A 17,454-nucleotide genomic window follows, 5' to 3' on the forward strand; every position below is an offset into this window, starting at 1 on the left:
GTAAAGGTAGCTGTTTTTTTGTAAATATACAAGTCCATTTAAAAATCATTCTGCTATTTCTTGCACATGTAATTCAATGGTTCTGTACGCGCATCCACCGTGTTGCTTAGCCTCATTTAATGCCGTAGATAGTTTACTATTATTAAGAAGAACATTCTTTGCTGATGATAGAATAAGTCCGTTCTTGTCTATAACATGTTGCCACCGTGTTGTGATGAGTTTGTGTTCACACAGGGCATCAAAGAAAAAAGCAACTCTACGATTACAGGCTGACTTCAAAGGATGTTCCAAGCAACAGGCAAAGAGAGCTTTCACCTCTGCCTCTGACACATCGGGGAAAAACAGATGAGCTTCATTCGCAATATGCGTAATGAGACTTATTTTTGCGGAATTAAAATAGCATTGAAAATCCGGTTTGGAAGTAAACGCGACTGGGAGTAAATCTGAAACAATAGATACTTTAGAATCGGGAGACGGTGGAATTGTATTAAACTCATGGTGCATAATTGAATAATCTAAATCACATAGCTTTTCTTTTGTAAAATATCTCTGTACTAAATCTTTACGAATGATCAAAAGCTCTTCCATGATGTGAAAGTTTTTTCTATGTTCATTCATCCCTGCTGCATCAACACGGTCGGTATACATATGGCTATTTAGGAAATCACTGACATAACGATTATACAACTTACCGTATCCAATTACCTCGGACTGGTATAGTTCATGAGCGGTTTTGTAAAACATCCACAATTCATCTCTCCCTTTATCAGACTTATTTAATCCAGCATTTTTTTGCCTTAATAGATTTTGTTGGTATTTATCCTCAAGCTGAGAATCATTTTTTTTCGTTTCATTGTTTTTAATTTAATTCGTTAATAATTATTGTGATGGTATTTGTTTATCCACAAAAACTTATTAGCAATTGTGTTTTATAAACTGGCTTCTTAAGGTATAATAGGTTATACGCAACACTAATCCAATGCAAAAACAGAAATTATACAGCATATACTGTTTTGTGTGTACGTAAATTCATGTTTTTATCGTAAAAGAAAACAACTAAAACAATCAAAATAATGAGAGAAATAAAACGTTATCTATTTCTTCAAATAATCTCATGAAAATGATTTTTTGAGCAAAAAAACAAGACGGCCAGGAGAATATATACTGATTTTTTTGGTTTAGTCAATATTGAATATTTTTCTCAACATTTTTTTCTTTGTATTTGAAGGGAAAGACAGCACATTTTTTCGGTCCAATTCATCCATTACTGTCCGGTAAAAAAAATGAGCGAATAGCCCATAGCCATCCGCTCAGAAGTTATCTTGGTATTTTTTTCATTCGAACGTATTGAGGTTTTGATAAAACATAAATAAGTTTTTTATTCTGCAATAACTAACTCCTGCGAATGGTCTACTTCCATGCATTGATTTTTCCACTCAAGGGTAGCGTGGACTCCTTCTGGAAGCACAATCCGGGCATGCAAGGCATGGCCCGTCTTTCGGTACGCTACAGAGATGCTACCCAACGGATGGGGTATGGAGCCTGATGCCTCCGACAGGTGACCAAGAGCAGGAGTCAGACGAACTTTGGCAAACCCCGGAGCGGCAGAGTGAATGCCCAACAACATACGATAGAACTCGATATTGAGATGGGCGCTCCAGGCATGGCAGTCAGAGCGCGACGGTTCGGGAGTCTCTGCCCAAGTGGTGAGCCCGATGGCAAGCTGGTCTCGCCATGGCTGTAGGGTATCGAGCAGGCGGTTGGCCATGCCAGCCTTGTCCATGGCTTGCTGTACGAAATAGCGGAAATAGAAAGTGGCTTGGATGAGTGTCGTGTCGTCGAGCATCTTTTGGCACACCTCCTGCGCTTCATGATCATCGAGCACTTCAGTCAGTATGGCCAGAGCATTCACATGTTGCGAATAGACGTTTTGTTCAGGAGTATCGGCCAACAATCCGCGCGCGCTGTTCCAGTATTTGGTCCTGACGGCAGCGGTTATCTGCCGGGCCAAATCGTGGTAATAGTCTCCCAATACCTCTAAGCCGAAAGATTTTTCCATAGCGGCCTGTTCGCGTAGTGCCATAACAAATACCAGATCCTGATAGGCAGAGCTGCCGTCTTGACTGTAGTTAGGTTCTCCATAGTCGAAACCCGTGGCCCAATCGGCGAAGAACCAATGAGGCATACGCGCCAGACTCTTGTCGGCTCGCAGGTATCTCTCATAGCAACCTATGATGTGGCGGGAGGCGGGCAGGTATTGACGGAGCCACTGATGCCCGTCGCGCATCATCCAGTAGTCGTAGAGCATACCTATCCAACTGAGCGAATAGGAGGATATCATTTGTGGCGAGACCGAAGGGTAGCGGCTTTGTGTCAGTCCGTCGGCGGTCATCGACATGCGTCCCTGCTCGATGGCGTGCCGGGGCAGGAGCGTGTCGCGGGTGTTGTACAGGGTGAGCATGGCCTGAATCCGGGTGTCGCCAAAATATTGAAGTTGTTCGTAATAGGGGCAGTCCATATAGGTTTCGTTGGCACAGAGGCGTGCGGTGCGCCAGCCTATCTTCTCTATTTGTTCTAGTTCCTGACTTGCGCGCAGGTGGCTCTCCTTCTTTAGCGGATAGGCCGTGAAGGTGGCTCCCAGGCGTTCGATAGTTAGTGCTTCGTCGGCTGTTTCCACCGTCAGTTCCAGATAACGCCAGGTACGCCACCAAAGTGTAGTCGTTTGTCGATGCATACCGCCATCCATCAGGAATTGGTCCTTCACTCCCATCATAGCTTTGCCTGTTGTCTCATCACGATGTGGTTTGGTGGCATGCCAGATGTCGGGCATATCGGGATTGAACAGTGCCTCAGCGTAACATACTTCCACACTAGCTCCCTTACCGCCTGAAGTGGTCAGGTGGAAATATGCGGTGGTGAGCGAGTCGCGATCTATCAATACTGACGTTCGTGTATGTGGAGCAACGGTCAGTGGCAAACTGATATCCCCTGCCGACACTTCACGCATCTCCATCTGCGGTATGGAGCGAGGCACAAGGAGGCGACCTCCACGATCGCGTGTGCCCTTGTCGACTGCTGCATCCAGGTATCGGGCCTGCTTCCACTTGAATCCGGGGGTTTCCTGTTCTGTCTGCCATCCCCAGGGGTAGTCGTTAGCATCAAACCGCTCACCGCGGTCGGCCGCATAGTAGCCAGGGACTACAAAGTCGTCGAACGATGAGTAGGATTCGCCTGTGAGCACCTGCCAATTCCAATCGGTGTTGAACACCGGGTCTGCTCCGTCGGCACATACCAATAGAGCAATGTCGTTGGTTCCCATTTGTGCCATCGGACGCTTCTCGCCATAGTTCCAGACCAAGGCTGCCAGGGTGTTTTTCCCTTGGCGAAGATAGGGTGCGATATCCACCGTCTCGTAATTCCAGTTACTGAGATCGCTGCGCGCCGGTCCCAGAGAAACAAATACACCATTGACAAAAAGTTTATATCTGTTGTCTGCCGATACGCGTAACAGATGCTGTTCAGGCACCGTGTCCAACCGCACACTTTTACGAAAATAGGCGACACACAGATCCGCGCTCGATTTTTCTGTGTGGCAACCAATCCATACAGCCGGCCATACAGCCGCACCACAGGATAATGTCAGGCAAAGAAAAAATAAAATAAAGAGGCTCTTCTTCATATTCATCAGTTATCAGGTATAATTTCATTTATTTTGATTGTTACCCACTGAAATAATAGCTCTTCTATAACTCCATAAAGTTGGTTCTCCAGAATCTTTTATTTCAAGAATAACATGCAAGGTTCCGCTCTTAATGTTTTCCGGTAACACTACTTTCGTCGTTTCACCCACCATTTGTGTTAATGATGCGTTTTTTATTGTTCCCGCTTCCGGATATATCCACCACCGGGTGTCTATTTGGTCTATATCTGGATCATAGCTTCCGCATGCCGATAATTCAATAGATGGTTCCTTGTCCACTGAAATGTGAACCACCGATTTTGTGGAATCTCCATTGAGAATAGCTATGGGATTGTGATTGGCTTTATGATAAGAATCGGCAATACACCAATCCATCCGGGCGGCAAAATCATGTTGGTAGTGTTCACGCCAACGCCAAATAGTGGCACCATTTGACATGTAGATTTTCCCAGGTTCGTATTCCACCTTGTCCCGACTATGGCTATTACTTGTCCAAATTGGCCGGCTCTCTCCATAGGGTCTATACAGTTTATATCTTCCTCCCCATCCTCCAAAGTCTGGACTTTGCTCCCAGCCAAGGCCATTATTGATTAATCCTAAAAATGAAGGTGAATCGCCTTCCATAATAATCTCAACCTTACGATAGCAAGCACCGAGCGAACCGTGATTTTTCATAATATGAGTTTCCAACCACGGATGTTCCACCAACTCAAATTTGTACATGGGCCCATTTAAACCGTTTCGATCACCTGAGATGCCATTCCAGGTGGCCGAGTAATAAGTTTGAGAATCAGGATTTGAGGGATCAACAATATAAAATAAGGAAGGGAATTCATGCCTTATCCATGGTCCTGCATCGTCCTGATCGGAAATGGAGTATATCCTAACATTACTGAGTATGCTTTCAATTTGGCTGTCGGGATATTGATTGCGCAAATCAATTAAGGCCTGTGCAAGCGTATTGGCTCCTCCCCATAATAGAATCCACAAAGGGCGGGTATCTTCACGAATAAAATTCTTAAATATAAGACTGGATCCTGCTGTCGATTTTCCGGCACCCGTGTCATTAAGACCAAAAAGCTGCTGACCTGTACATGTTTTCCGTCGTAAATCGTCTGCTTCTGGAAAACCTATACTATGCTTAAGAAGGTTTTCACGAACTTTTTCATAAGCATCAAGTTGTCGCCTTATTAAATCTTCTCTGGTATTTTTTCGCAACCAACACGAGGTGGTAGCGACTAGTCCCTCTACGTTGTATTCATTGGAATAAACCAGAAATCTAACCAGAGATTCTTCATCATCCGGTTCATTGTTAATATCGGTCAGGACAATGACACGTGGTTTTTCCTGTCCGAATAGAAACGAATATTCACCACATATCAAAAACAAAAAAAGAATAATCTTTATCAACATCTTAGTTTGCATGATATCCTACTTTTTATTAAAAAACACTATTAACCAACTGAAATTTCAGACTGCCGGTTTTATTAACTTACACGGTCTGTATCGTGCTTTTTCTCTATATTTCTAAATGCCCCCTTGCCAAGTAAAGGTCATGGTGGTTGCGCCCAATTTTTCTGCGTGGCAACCAATCCATATAGCCGGCCATACAGCTGCACCACAGGATAGTACCAGGCAAAGAAAAAATAAAACGAAAAGGCTCTTCTTCATATTCATCAGTTATCAGGTATATTTTCTTCTTCCCAGGTATAGTCTTCCGTGCAATGGATGTTCACCGACTGGTCTCCGCAGGCGATATTGAATTCGCCGGCTTCGAGTGTCCACTTCTTGTCGGTTCCCACAAAGGCGAGGTCACTTGCCTTGATGCGGAAGGTTACCGTTTTGCTTTCACCCGGGGCGAGTGCAATCTTCTCGAACCCACGCAGGCGGCGATTATCGGGCATGAGCGAAGCATAGAGATCGGAAGTATAGAGCATCACTGTTTCCTTGCCCGCCATGGCGCCTGTGTTCTTTACATCGACTGTTAAAGTGAGCACATCGTCTTTCGTGAAACGATTCTTATCGGCACGGAGATTGCTGTAGGTATAGGTGGTATAGCTCATACCGGCTCCAAACCACCACTGTTCGTAGGTCTTGGCATTATAGTCGTATACACCGCTGATGGTCTCGCGCACTTCGCTCGCCTTATAATCGTAGTTGACCATAGCATTCGGCTGAGCGCTGTAGGTATATGGCAGACGGCCGGAGAAGTTTTCGTTGCCCGCCAGGAGTTCGGCCAGCGCATCTCCTCCATAATTGCCAGGCAGCATGGTGTGTACTATGGCCTTTGCCAAAGGTTCGATGTCGCTGATGGCGCGTCCGCGCGACTCGTTCAGCACCAGGAGGATGGGCTTGCCCGTAGCAGCCAGTGCCTTCACCAGGTTTTTCTGATTGGTACTGAGATTGATATCGGCAATGTTGCCCCGGGTCTCAGCGTAGGTATTCTCTCCGATGCACACTATCACATAGTCGTTGTCGGCAGCAGCTGCCACGGCATCGGCGATATTATCGGCATGATCCATTGCCCAGCGTTTCGAGTCGTAACTCACGCCCTCTACCAACGTCACCTGCTCGCTTCCGAACTTGTTCCGCAGGGCTTCATAGATGGTGTTGAAGTGCCCGGTAAATTCCTCGCGGTCGGCACCGTCGCCCTGCCAGGTATAGCTCCAGCCGCCGTTAAGTGTACGCATGCTGTTGGCATTAGGTCCACATACCAGCAGCCGGGTGCCTTGCTTTACAGGCAACAAGCGGCTTTGACTATCTACAGAGTCGTTCTTCAGCAAAACGATGGATTCCAGTGCGGCCTGCCGGCTGTATGCCGCAAACTCCTCACTACCGAATTTGGGATAATTTACAACAAAGGTGTTAGGCTGTTCGAAAAGTCCCACCCGGTGTTTCAGGCGCAGGATGCGTCGCACGGCATCGTCAATGCGTTCCATGCTGACGCTGCCCTCTTCTACCAGTTCTTTGAGTAAGCCGTTGTAAGTGAATTGCGAGGGAACCATCATCATATCTACACCGGCATTGATAGCTAGCCGGATTGCCTCCTTGGCAGTAGGGGCCACGCGGTCGCTGGTAACGGCTCCATCGATGTCTCCCCAGTCGGTTACCACCATTCCGTCCCAGCCAAGCCCCTCCTTGAGCCAGCCGGTGATAAATTCCCGGTTGACCGTGCCCTTCACGCCATTCACGTTGGAACTGTTGGTCATGATGCTTAAGGCTCCTTCCCGGATTCCCCGCAAAAAGGGTGCAAACTGCTTCTCGCGCAGTTCCTCGTAGCTCAATCTGGCCGGTGAACGATCCAGTCCGTTGTATGGTGCTCCGTAGGCAAAGTAATGCTTCAGGCAGCCTGCCACGTGGTATGCATCGATATGGTTAGGATTATCACCTTGCATGCCGCGAAGAGCAGCTGCCCCTATCTCGCCGGAGAGGAATACATCTTCGCCAAATGATTCATACTGCCGGCTCCAGGCTTGCATTCTGCCGAGGTCAATACACGGGCCGTAAATCCAGGGTACATTACAGGCACGAGTCTCGTAGGCCACTATTTCGCCCATCTTATATACAAGGTCGCGGTTGAAAGTGGCCGCCATGTTGATGGCACCCGGGAAAAGCGTGCCACCGGCGGAGTAGGTGGTGCCATGCATCTGGTCGAGACCATACACGGTGGGGATGCCGAGATGTTTTATTGACATATCCTGAATGGTCTTTACCACCTGATTCCACACAGCAGGGGTCTGGGCGGTAGTTTGTGGCGCATTGAGAATGGAGCCAACTTTATATTTGCCCACTACGGAGTCGAGCGCTGCCTCGTCTAACCGGAAAGGGAGCTTCGCTTGGATGTCGTTGGACACCCAGTAGAGTCCCATCAGCTTTTCCCTGTTTTGCTTATCTTCGGGAGTTTTCAGTGCCAACTGGGTGGCATTGTGCTGCTTGTCGAGCCCAAAGCGGTGTAAGGTGTCGGCAAGTTCCTGCTCCGACATCCGGGCAAGCTTCTCCACGACGTAACGCGGGTCTCGATAGGTAATCATGCCTATCTCCAGTTCCACCATCTGCCCGATTTTCTCATCGAGGCTCATCTGCTCCAACTGTTTCTCTATCTTGGCTTCTATGGCGGCATCACGTGGCATTACGGGCGGCTGTTGCGCCACAGTGCTCCCGTAAGCCAGCAAGAAAAGGAGGCTAAATAAATATTTCATTGGGATGAATAATTTTTAAGTAGATGTTCATAATTAATTCATATTTTTATTGTTTCGATTTAATTCAGGCTGTAGAGACGCAAGGCTTGCGTCTCTACAGTTTCACTCATTTCCGGTCAGTGCCTGGATACTTTCCTGATTCCATGTCTTTGTCTGGAGATCATAGAGGCCGAACAGCCCGCGGTATGCCCAGATATGGCTGCTGAATCCGCGCAGCTGGAACTGCTCTTGCATGAAGGAGAAGTAGCGGTTCATCGATTGCTGGTCGGCCTTGAGGCAGACACCGTATTCGCCGATGTTGAGCGGACGACCGCTCTGTTCGCTCCAGCGTTGGCAGAAGTCGAGGTCGCGAATAATAGGCGCCTTCTCATTTTCGGTTCCGTGCCACTCTACCTGATGTCCTACCATAGCACTCGCCACATACTCTAGATTCTGATGGGTGAAGGTATGAGGCAGGTAGTAGTGACCCTGAACGATGATATTCCATTCGTTTTCCGGGAATTTCAGTTCGCCCAGTGTCCAAGTCTGTCCCAGATTGGGAGTGCCTATAATCAGTGTACGGCCCGGGTTGGTCCGTCGGATGATGGCAATGAGCTCGGCATGCAGTTTGTTCACACCATCGGCTCCAAGGCGCATGTTGGGTTCGTTTAACAAGTCAAAGAAGAGCATGTCGTTGGGATAATCCTTGTAATGCTCGGCAATCTGTGTCCATAGCGACTTAATTCGGTCGAGATTCTGCTCCCAGGTGAGTTCGGGGTCGTCTTCGCCCATATTGATGGCCGGGTAGTAGTGTTGGTCAATAGAGACGGCGATGTTGTTCTTCAGGCACTGCTCGATGGTCCAATCCATCTTTTGGAAGAAGTCTGCATCAATGGTATAGGGAGCCTCCTTGGCGCAGTGCTTCACCCAAGTCGTAGGGATACGCACGCTTTGGAATCCGGCTTCGGCAATGCCCCGAAAATCAGCTTCCGTCATGGGGGCATCGTTGCCATCTACGGGATTGGCATCCACATATCCATTCATGTTGAGTCCTCTGCCCAGACGTTTATTTCGTTCGAAGGGAATAGCCGCTTCGGCCGGAGCCTTTACCTTGGTGTCGAGTACGGAGATTACCTTGGTGGGATCCCGATAAAGATCCAGCATCAGATTTCCATGTGCCGAATTGGCATCTTCATACTTCTGCGGACGGGGAGCATACTGTTCCGGACCAAACACGATACCAATCTGCAGATGGTCTGCGCCATCGAAGAGGGCAATACCGCGATTCTCCATACCCATCCGGAGGTCGAAGTGACAGCCATCAGCCTGGGGGGAAACTACATAGCCCACGGTCATGTTGGCAGCAGAGTTGGCCTCGCTGCTAATGGTGATGGTGCTGTCTTCGTTGAAGTGGACTACGCTGCGACAACCGTACTGTGTGGCATACCAAGTGCCGGTAAACGATGGTTTTTGGGTTTTGCCAGTGGCGCAGCCAACCAGCAACGCTACCGAGAGGAGTAAGAAAAGTCTTTTTTTCATGATTATATTTTTTTAGTGTTAATTTTCAATTTACAGTCAGTTTTGCTTTGTTTACATGTTGACTGTCATGCCCAATCATTATCTCGAAGTCGCCCGGCTCTACCGTCAGTTGCAACGCATGATTGTAGTATTCCAGTTGCTTGCGGCCAATCTCAAACGATACGGTCTTGCTCTCGCCGGCTTTGAGGCTGATTTTCTCGAAACCTTTCAGCTCCTTCACCGGGCGCGAACAGGTGGCATAGATGTCCTTTACATAGAGTTGTACCACCTCCATACCATCCCGTTTGCCGGTGTTGGTCACTGTCACCGAAGCCTTCACCTGACCATCGACAGTCATCTCATTGGTTGATAGTGTGATGTCGCTGTATTCGAAGGTAGTGTAGCTCAATCCGTGTCCAAAAGCATAGAGTGGCCCGTGAATGCAGTCGAGATAGTTGCTGGTGAAGCGAGAATAGGCTGCACCATCTTGATGCGGACGCCCCGTGTTCTTGTGGTTATAGTAGATGGGACACTGACCCACGTTGCGCGGGAAAGAGGTGGTCAGACGTGCACTCGGATTGACATCACCAAAGACCACATCGGCCATGGCACGACCTGCCTGATCGCCCAACGACCATGTATAAAGTATAGCATCAGCCAGCGGTTCGGTTTCGGTGAGCGCCAGCGGCCGGCCGGCGGTCAGAATGAGAATTACCGGCTTGCCGGTAGCCTTCAGTGCCTTGAGAAGTTCTACCTGCGGGAGCCCCAGGGTAATGTCGGAACGCGACACGCCTTCGCCGTTCATGTTGTTCAACTCACCCAAGGCAGCCACCACCACATCGCTCCGGCGGGCCAGGGCCACAGCCTCTGCCACGAGTTGCTCGTTTGGACGGGTATGCACAGGTTTGATGACCTGTCCTGGCTTGTAAGCGCCCAGATATTGGTTGACCATATCCTGCTCCAGTTGCTTGTCTTCAAGCACCCAACAGCCTTCGGCGTATGTAGCCGAACCGCCATGGCCTGCCACAGCTTCCTGCATACCTTCCAAAAAAGTTACACAGCCATCGGCAAACCTGGAGAAGGACCAACTGCCCTGCATCTCTTTGGCTGCCACCGCAAACGGACCCACCAGGGCAATCCTGGCCGATTTGGAGAGGGGCAGCACATTGCCCTTATTCTTGAGCAACACTTGACATTCTCTGGCTATCTCACGGCTGAGCTGACGCGACTCATCGGTGTGAATCTCGCATTGGTAACGCTGTAGGTCCAGATAGCGATAGGGGTCTTCAAAGAGTCCCAGCTTGTATTTGGCTTCCAACACCCGGCGACAGGCCACCTCAATATCTTTTTCCGATAAACGTCCCTGCTTGACCAAGTTCTCCAGATTGTCCATATAGGCACTTCCGTTGAGATCCATATCCACCGAAGCCTCTATGGCCAGTGCGGTAACTTCCTCAATATCGCCTATGCCGTGGTTCACACATTCGTTAATGCCCTCATAGTCGGAAGTGATGAATCCCTTGAATCCCCATTCCTCGCGCAACAGGTCGTTGAGCAGGTAGCGGTTGACGTGTGCAGGGATGCCCTCAAAATCGTTGAACGAGGCCATGGAAGCTGCCTGCACCCTCGTAGGCAGATTCGCGATAAGGCGGAAGAAATCCGTTAAGAGCCTCCTGGCGTCCCATGTTCACAATGTTGTAGTCGCGGCCACTCTCCACCGCTCCGTAGAGCGCATAGTGCTTCACGCAGGCCATGACCGTGGTGTTGTCGACAAGGTCGGTACCCTGATAACCGCGTACCATTGCCTTACCAAGTTCACCGCACAGAAAAGGGTCTTCTCCAAATGTCTCAGCAATGCGTCCCCAACGGGCATCTCGGCAGATATCCAGCATCGGCGAAAAGACCCAGTTGATGCCGGAAGCCGTAGCCTCAAGGGAAGCAGCGCGGGCTCCCCGCTCTATCAGTTCCGGATTCCACGAGGTGGACATAGCCAGCGGTATAGGCTGCACCGTCTGCAAACCATGAATAACATCGTAGCCGAACATAAGCGGAATGCCCAGGCGACTCTTCTCTACTGCCAGTTTCTGTGCTGCCAACAGGTCTTCTGCCACATAGCTGCCATACATGGCGCCAAGTTTACCATCGATTATGAGTTGTTCGCGGCTGTCGTTATCGTCAGATGCGTTGCCCGATACAAACGAAGGCACCGCTAGGAGATTCAACTGTCCTACCTTTTCCGTGAGCGTCATCTTCGCCATCAGGTCATCGATAAACGCATCCATCTCTCCATCAGCGGAAGGGGGCGGAGTATAACTGGTCAGAGTCAATACTCCACATGCTAAAGCAATCAATTTGTTATATTTCATCATATTTACTTAAATTTATATTTAGAGTTCCAAAATTGTAGAGGATTCATCACTCCACATCAGGCTTTGTCAACGATCGGTAAGATTATTAATTATTAATCTTTTTCATCTCCGAAAAGTAAACTGTGCGCAAGGGCATAGTGTGAGCATCACCGATGAGACAGATACTGTCGGTAAGGCGAATATCGTTTGATGCTGCACCAACTTTTATAATGAAATCACCCTTTTTTATAGTCCATATTCCATCATTATAATAACCCAATTGTTGCGGTGACATGATGAAGTCAATTTTTTTAGTTTCGCCCGGTTTAAGTGATACTCGACCAAATCCGGCGAGTTTAATGGGTTTCAATGGTTGACTTGCTGAAGTAGGTGATATATATATCTGTACGATTTCATCACCTTCGCGCGACCCGGTATTAGTCACATTGAAGGAAATATTGAATAATTCATCAGTCGTGAAAACTGATTTGTCAACTACTAAGTCTGAATAATCAAAAGTAGTGTAATTCAGTCCGTACCCGAAGTGATATTGAATACGCTCATCAGGAGTATTGGAATAATTATAGCAGATGTTTTCGTTAAGTTCTACTTTTGGATAACTCACACTCAACTTTCCTGACGGCGCAACATTACCATAAATAATATCGGCTAAAGCATTACCCCCTTCTTCACCGGGGTACCACGCCTGAATCACGGCTGCACATTTATCCGCAAGGTCGCCAATAACCTGTGCACGCCCACCGAACATAACCAATACAACAGGCTTACCTGTAACTATTAATTGTCTGACAAATTCCTCCTGTTTTCCTGGTAACCGTAAACTTCCACGGTCTCGATTTTCTCCGCATAGTAAAGTGTTCTCCCCCATTGCGGCAATGATTATGTCGCTATTGGCAGCTAACGAAAGCGCCTCTTTAGCATCTATTTTCTCATCACGGGCTATATGACGATTCTTATCGAGCCATATTGCACGATCATCCCCGCCTTTTGAAATGGATGTCTCAGTTTTTTCAACCCAATCCACACCACAGGAATAGTTCACAGTGCATCCATCTGGTAGTTTTTTTTCCAGACCTTCTTTCAAAGTTATAATCTGATTGTTTGTGTTTCCAGTATTAATGCCTCGCCAAAAATAGTGCAAACCTTGATATGTGTAATCACCAAGCATAGCCCACATTGTGTTGGCATTAGGTCCCACAAGAGCTATCTTCCTAGGATGTTCGATAGGGAGGACGTTATCATTCTTAAGAAGTACTACTGATTGTGTGGCAAGTTCATAAGCTGTTTGACGCTCCTCGGCGGTGTCGAATTCGATATCGCCTTCTGCACAGAATGTCGGATTTTCATCAAACAGGCCCACAGCAGCTTTTAACCTCAAAACTCGTTTGACAGCGTCTTCGAATGTCGCCTCACTAACAAGTCCTTGCTTTATTGCTTCGGGAAGGTATTGATAATTGTCACGGTTTTGAAATTCCACATCGTTCCCAGCATTTATGGCAGCCACTCCGCGGTGCAACGCATCTTCTTCTGTGTCAATCTGGTTAATCGAACCATAGTCACTTACTGTTATGCCGTCAAATCCGAGATAATTACGCAAAATATCCTGCATAAGATATTTATTGGCAACAGCTTTCACACCATGAAAGTAGTGATAACCGGTCATTATCACTTTACTACCCTTAGTTCGAATCATTGTCTCGTGAGGCAAGAGTATTTCTTCAAAAAGTTCTTTTTTTCTGTCGGTATTGCATCCGCCACCATAGCCCAAAAAATGTTTTGAACATGCCGCCACTCCACTTTTCATCCCTCCGTATTGCAAACCTTCAACAAAAGCAGAACCCATAGCAGCACTTAGATAAGCGTCTTCGCCATACGATTCCTCCAAACGGTTGAAATATGGATTCCGAACCACATCCACCATAGGTGACAACGAAAGCATACCTCCAATTTTTCGCATGCTGGTAGCAGTTTGACGAGTTTTTTCTACAGCCAGTTCAGTATTGAACGAACATGCCAAACCAATTTGCTGTGGGTAAACCGTTGCTTCTTTTGCAGCAATACCTGTTATGACTTCTTCATGAAATAAGGCTGGCACTCCAGTTGGTGTATTCTTTACCAGCCACTCCTGCGCTTGTTTTACCATATCGCGAAGCTCCTCGGGGCCATCTAACGAATTGCTGGCATACTGAGCAAAATGTCCTATTCCGTTAGGAATAAGTTCACAGCATCGGACTGTATCAAGTTGATTGTTTTCATCAAAAAGTTCCGACAGATACATGCTCTGAAGTTGGGCTGCACGTTCATCCATACTCATGCGTTGATATATGTTATCAATTATCTTCTCGGTAAACTCATTTGATAACGGAATTTTTAGTGCCTTGTGTCGAAAGAAAACGGATGCCAATTTATTATCAGAGGCACAACCAGCCAGAATCAACGCTCCCCATGTTAAAGCAATCAATTTATTGTATTTCATTATATTGTCAAAAATGTTTTAGAGGGGTTATCGTCCCACATCAGGCTTTAGAATGACTCACTTACTGTTTATGCCTAATACCTAAATACCTTTATTTCAGCTTAATGAATCCATTTCCGCTTGAGCGAGCGATAACTCCTATTTATTTTATATACTGTAAATTATGTACTATCGGGTACTTCCGACTTGGTTTCATACTGAGGCAAGGAGTGTCAAGGCATGAAACCAAGTTGGGACTATCATCACTCTGTTGGTTTTGGCTTGAAGCACCAGAAGGTACAGGATGCATAGTCATAAATGGATCCTCCGGCTTCGGATAATGCAGCTAGTACCAGATTATTGGCATCGCATTTTACGATATAGAAATCCGTAGGTTGGTACGATACCGCCTGTGTATTCCCATCGAAAGCCCATCCAAAGAGGATAGAGCCATTTACATGGAGCTTGCCTACAGACCAGCTAGGTACTGTGTCATCGAAGTCATACGAGAAGGTGCCGGTGCGACCTGTAGGAGCTACAGAGAAGTTTCCGTCGATATTGAGTATCATGCTTCCCGTCTCTTCACCAGCCATACCAATGTAAGAGGCAATCATGGACATCGTGGGCGTATCGAAGACAAACCAATCGGGATAAGTGCTGGTATTGTAACCGCCAAGTCCATAGAAATTATTATCCTGCCAGGTCCATGTCTTCTCGCCATCCTCACCCACTAGGTCGAGCACTATCTGCGGGAGGTTGAAATTCCTGACAATGACTGTACCCAGTTCTTTTGTTACCTGCTCTCCGTTGGCAAGGGTAAAAGTAGCTGAAAGGGGAAACTCACCAGCACACGTCAGTCGCATCTGAGCCACATTCTTGTCTGAAGTGACACCGCCACAGCTCCACACGGTTAATACGGGGTTGCCGTTCTTCACGGTAACGAGATCCTCTTCGTTGGAGAACTCGATTTTTTCCATGTCGATAGTCGTTCCAAAGTAGGTGGGAGCTCCCTCCTGACCGATGCACAGTCGGTTGGCTATATCGGTCGGAATCGTTGAGATGGTATCTACCTTTACGGTAAACGAGGTCTCAGTAAATGTCTGTCCGTTGCTATTCAGTCCGCGGAAGTTAACGGTATGCTGCCCAATGAAAGATACCGAAAGCTCGGCATACGCCTTGCGTGCGACAGACTCGCCCACACTCCACTCAGAGAGTATCGGAGAATTGTTTTCTACAACGATGATGTTACCATTTTTGCCATCTACAAACTTGGGAGCCACACTGAGCTGGAGCCCATCAGCGGAAATGGTGCTATCGTCTATGGTATATGTATCGGTGATAGGGTCGCAAGATACGAATGCTCCCATCACAGCGATTATACTGATGTATTTATAAAAGTTTTTCATGATGATGTTTTTAATAATTTTGAACTACAAGTTACTTGTCAAAATTCCAAGTGGTGTAACGTGCGTCCGGAGTGTCCCAGCCGGGATTCTGCATGAGCACACCGTCAGACAACTGAATTTGCGCGGACGGAATGGGCCAGAATCCGCCGGTAGCCTGATAACGTGCGGCATACTTGCCATCGCGCATCACGGTACTTACGCCCAGATTCTTCAGCGTGGTGTTGTTCTGTTCGCTGAGTGCAGTCTCGGCAATGTGCCAGCGACGAATGTCTTGGAAGCGCTGTCCCTCGAAGGCAAGCTCGTGGCGACGCTCCTGCTGCAATGCCTCCAGCGAATAGCCGATAGCCGGCAGGCCGGCACGGGCGCGCACCCGGTTCATGTTGTCGGCATTGCCGGTTAATTCACTGTGCATAAGCAGCACGTCAGCAAAGCGGATGATGTAAAGGTCTTCAAACATGGCTCCCCAACGGGGCTGAATGTAAGCATCGGTCATACCTGTATATTCTGGATAAGCTACCCAAAAGAGTGAGTTAGCCCAAGAACCCACCTTGTCGTATGCTTTCTTGGAAAGAATGGGCTGTAGCTTCTTGTTCCACAGACCGGTCTCTTCCCACTGCCCGCGCACCTCACCACTTTCATAATTGGCCATATCGAATTCATCTTTGTCTACGATCACAGATGCCCTGCGACGGATATCATTAGGCTCGGCTGCTTCCCAGGAGTCCCAGAGACTGATAGGAACCGTTCCAAGGGAGTTTGTGTTGCCAAAGGGGAAAGCAGCCCCATTGTCGCTCTTGCTCATGATGCCGAAGAAACTCAGGTAGAGATTGCAGTAGCCGCCCTGATTCTCGTAGGAATAACCGGCAAAGTTGCCAAACTTCACGGCAAATACCGCCTCGGCATTACCGTTGCCTGCCCACCGGAGGGGCTGGCCATCTACCCCTGTTATACCGGCCGTATATGCGTAGTCGTCTACCGTATATTCGTTGGTGTATGCCCATAGGTTGCGGAAATCGCCCACCAACTGGTGTCCGGAATTAGCGATGCAGTCTTCCAGCCAGGTTACCACCTGTTGCTTGGTTATGCTGCCGCCATCAGCCGTGGGCATAGCCTCTTTCTGGTAGTAGCCGGTATAGAAGAGGAAGCAGCGAGCCATCAGCGCCTGGGCTGCCCACTTAGTGGTGTGTCCGGACTCTATTTCGTGATACTTCTTATCGCTCATAAGGCTGATAGCTTGCTGCAAATCGGTAGCTATCTGCGCCCACACCATGTCGGCGGTAGCGCGGGGCGCGTTGGTCTCCTGCGTTGTACTGAGTATCAGGGGTACGCCGCCAAACAGTTCGGCCAGTTCGTAGTACTGGAAGGCACGCATGAAATGGGCTTCGCCCTTGCGCTGGCTGAAGAGTCCGGCATCGGGCACGTTGTCGGCAGCTTCCATCAGGTTAAGACCCTCCAGACAGGTATTGGCGGCGTAGATGCCCTTATAGTGAATATCCCAGCAGAAGTCAAACTGTGAATCACTCCTATACATCAGATGGTCGAGTTCCGCATCTTGACTTCCGGTAAACATATCGTCGCTGGCATAGAGGTTGGTGAGCAAATAGGAGGATTCGGGCTTTGCCGCCTGATGATTCAGGTTGGCGTACATAGAAGTCACGAGCATTTCCACATCATCCATCGATGTGGGGAAATTCTGCGTGTTGGACTGTGTATAGTTCTTGGAGTCAAGCAGATCCTCGCACGAGCAAAGCGTCATCGCGGCTAGTGCGACTACCCCTATATATTTCGTTACTTTCTTTGTTTTCTTTGTTTTCTTTGTTTTCATTGT

Annotated in this window: 10 protein-coding genes; all 10 read right to left on the minus strand. The window is 48.0% G+C overall.

Annotation, left to right across the window (positions count from 1 at the left end; genetic code table 11):
* Nucleotides 1–45 precede the first annotated feature (45 nt).
* The 10 genes from NXX38_RS00940 to NXX38_RS00985 all read right to left on the minus strand — a co-directional run bounded on the left by NXX38_RS00940 (nucleotide 46) and on the right by NXX38_RS00985 (nucleotide 17,451).
* Nucleotides 46–588, minus strand: coding sequence for a hypothetical protein (locus NXX38_RS00940; RefSeq protein WP_258978352.1), 543 nt, complete (start codon nucleotides 586–588; stop codon nucleotides 46–48).
* A 790-nt stretch (nucleotides 589–1,378) separates the two neighbouring features.
* Nucleotides 1,379–3,685 (minus strand): alpha-L-rhamnosidase C-terminal domain-containing protein, encoded by a 2,307-nt coding sequence (locus tag NXX38_RS00945; protein ID WP_258978353.1) that lies wholly within the window; start codon nucleotides 3,683–3,685, stop codon nucleotides 1,379–1,381.
* An 18-nt stretch (nucleotides 3,686–3,703) separates the two neighbouring features.
* Nucleotides 3,704–5,125 (minus strand): DUF1593 domain-containing protein, encoded by a 1,422-nt coding sequence (locus NXX38_RS00950; protein ID WP_258978354.1) that lies wholly within the window; start codon nucleotides 5,123–5,125, stop codon nucleotides 3,704–3,706.
* Nucleotides 5,126–5,376: 251 nt separating this feature from the next.
* Nucleotides 5,377–7,899 carry a glycoside hydrolase family 3 protein gene (locus NXX38_RS00955; protein WP_258978355.1) on the minus strand — a complete coding sequence of 841 codons (2,523 nt, stop codon included), beginning with the start codon at nucleotides 7,897–7,899 and terminating at the stop codon, nucleotides 5,377–5,379.
* Nucleotides 7,900–8,001: 102 nt separating this feature from the next.
* Nucleotides 8,002–9,417 (minus strand): glycoside hydrolase family 5 protein, encoded by a 1,416-nt coding sequence (locus NXX38_RS00960; RefSeq protein WP_258978356.1) that lies wholly within the window; start codon nucleotides 9,415–9,417, stop codon nucleotides 8,002–8,004.
* A 25-nt stretch (nucleotides 9,418–9,442) separates the two neighbouring features.
* Nucleotides 9,443–11,005 (minus strand): glycoside hydrolase family 3 C-terminal domain-containing protein, encoded by a 1,563-nt coding sequence (locus tag NXX38_RS00965; protein WP_258978358.1) that lies wholly within the window; start codon nucleotides 11,003–11,005, stop codon nucleotides 9,443–9,445.
* A complete protein-coding gene (locus tag NXX38_RS00970; protein WP_258978360.1) occupies nucleotides 10,983–11,765 on the minus strand; it encodes a glycoside hydrolase family 3 N-terminal domain-containing protein in 783 nt (260 codons plus the stop codon). The genes NXX38_RS00965 and NXX38_RS00970 overlap by 23 nt, the downstream gene beginning before the upstream one ends.
* 85 nt (nucleotides 11,766–11,850) lie before the next feature.
* Nucleotides 11,851–14,241 carry a glycoside hydrolase family 3 N-terminal domain-containing protein gene (locus NXX38_RS00975; protein WP_258978361.1) on the minus strand — a complete coding sequence of 797 codons (2,391 nt, stop codon included), beginning with the start codon at nucleotides 14,239–14,241 and terminating at the stop codon, nucleotides 11,851–11,853.
* A gap of 242 nt (nucleotides 14,242–14,483) precedes the next feature.
* Nucleotides 14,484–15,626 (minus strand): hypothetical protein, encoded by a 1,143-nt coding sequence (locus tag NXX38_RS00980; protein ID WP_258978362.1) that lies wholly within the window; start codon nucleotides 15,624–15,626, stop codon nucleotides 14,484–14,486.
* A 31-nt stretch (nucleotides 15,627–15,657) separates the two neighbouring features.
* Nucleotides 15,658–17,451 carry a RagB/SusD family nutrient uptake outer membrane protein gene (locus tag NXX38_RS00985; protein WP_258978363.1) on the minus strand — a complete coding sequence of 598 codons (1,794 nt, stop codon included), beginning with the start codon at nucleotides 17,449–17,451 and terminating at the stop codon, nucleotides 15,658–15,660.
* Nucleotides 17,452–17,454: the final 3 nt, after the last annotated feature.

This window comes from Bacteroides sp. BFG-637, from assembly GCF_024793605.1.
GTDB classification, from domain to species: domain Bacteria; phylum Bacteroidota; class Bacteroidia; order Bacteroidales; family Bacteroidaceae; genus Bacteroides; species Bacteroides vicugnae.

Excerpts from the sequence above, each read along its gene's own strand:
- NXX38_RS00975 (WP_258978361.1), bottom strand. The coding sequence starts at position 14,241 with ATGAAATACAATAAATTGATTGCTTTAACATGGGGAGCGTTGATTCTG.
- NXX38_RS00965 (WP_258978358.1), bottom strand. The coding sequence starts at position 11,005 with ATGGCCTCGTTCAACGATTTTGAGGGCATCCCTGCACACGTCAACCGC.
- NXX38_RS00955 (WP_258978355.1), bottom strand. The coding sequence starts at position 7,899 with ATGAAATATTTATTTAGCCTCCTTTTCTTGCTGGCTTACGGGAGCACT.
- NXX38_RS00945 (WP_258978353.1), bottom strand. The coding sequence starts at position 3,685 with ATGAATATGAAGAAGAGCCTCTTTATTTTATTTTTTCTTTGCCTGACA.
- NXX38_RS00970 (WP_258978360.1), bottom strand. The coding sequence starts at position 11,765 with ATGATGAAATATAACAAATTGATTGCTTTAGCATGTGGAGTATTGACT.
- NXX38_RS00940 (WP_258978352.1), bottom strand. The coding sequence starts at position 588 with ATGGAAGAGCTTTTGATCATTCGTAAAGATTTAGTACAGAGATATTTT.
- NXX38_RS00950 (WP_258978354.1), bottom strand. The coding sequence starts at position 5,125 with ATGCAAACTAAGATGTTGATAAAGATTATTCTTTTTTTGTTTTTGATA.
- NXX38_RS00960 (WP_258978356.1), bottom strand. The coding sequence starts at position 9,417 with ATGAAAAAAAGACTTTTCTTACTCCTCTCGGTAGCGTTGCTGGTTGGC.
- NXX38_RS00985 (WP_258978363.1), bottom strand. The coding sequence starts at position 17,451 with ATGAAAACAAAGAAAACAAAGAAAACAAAGAAAGTAACGAAATATATA.
- NXX38_RS00980 (WP_258978362.1), bottom strand. The coding sequence starts at position 15,626 with ATGAAAAACTTTTATAAATACATCAGTATAATCGCTGTGATGGGAGCA.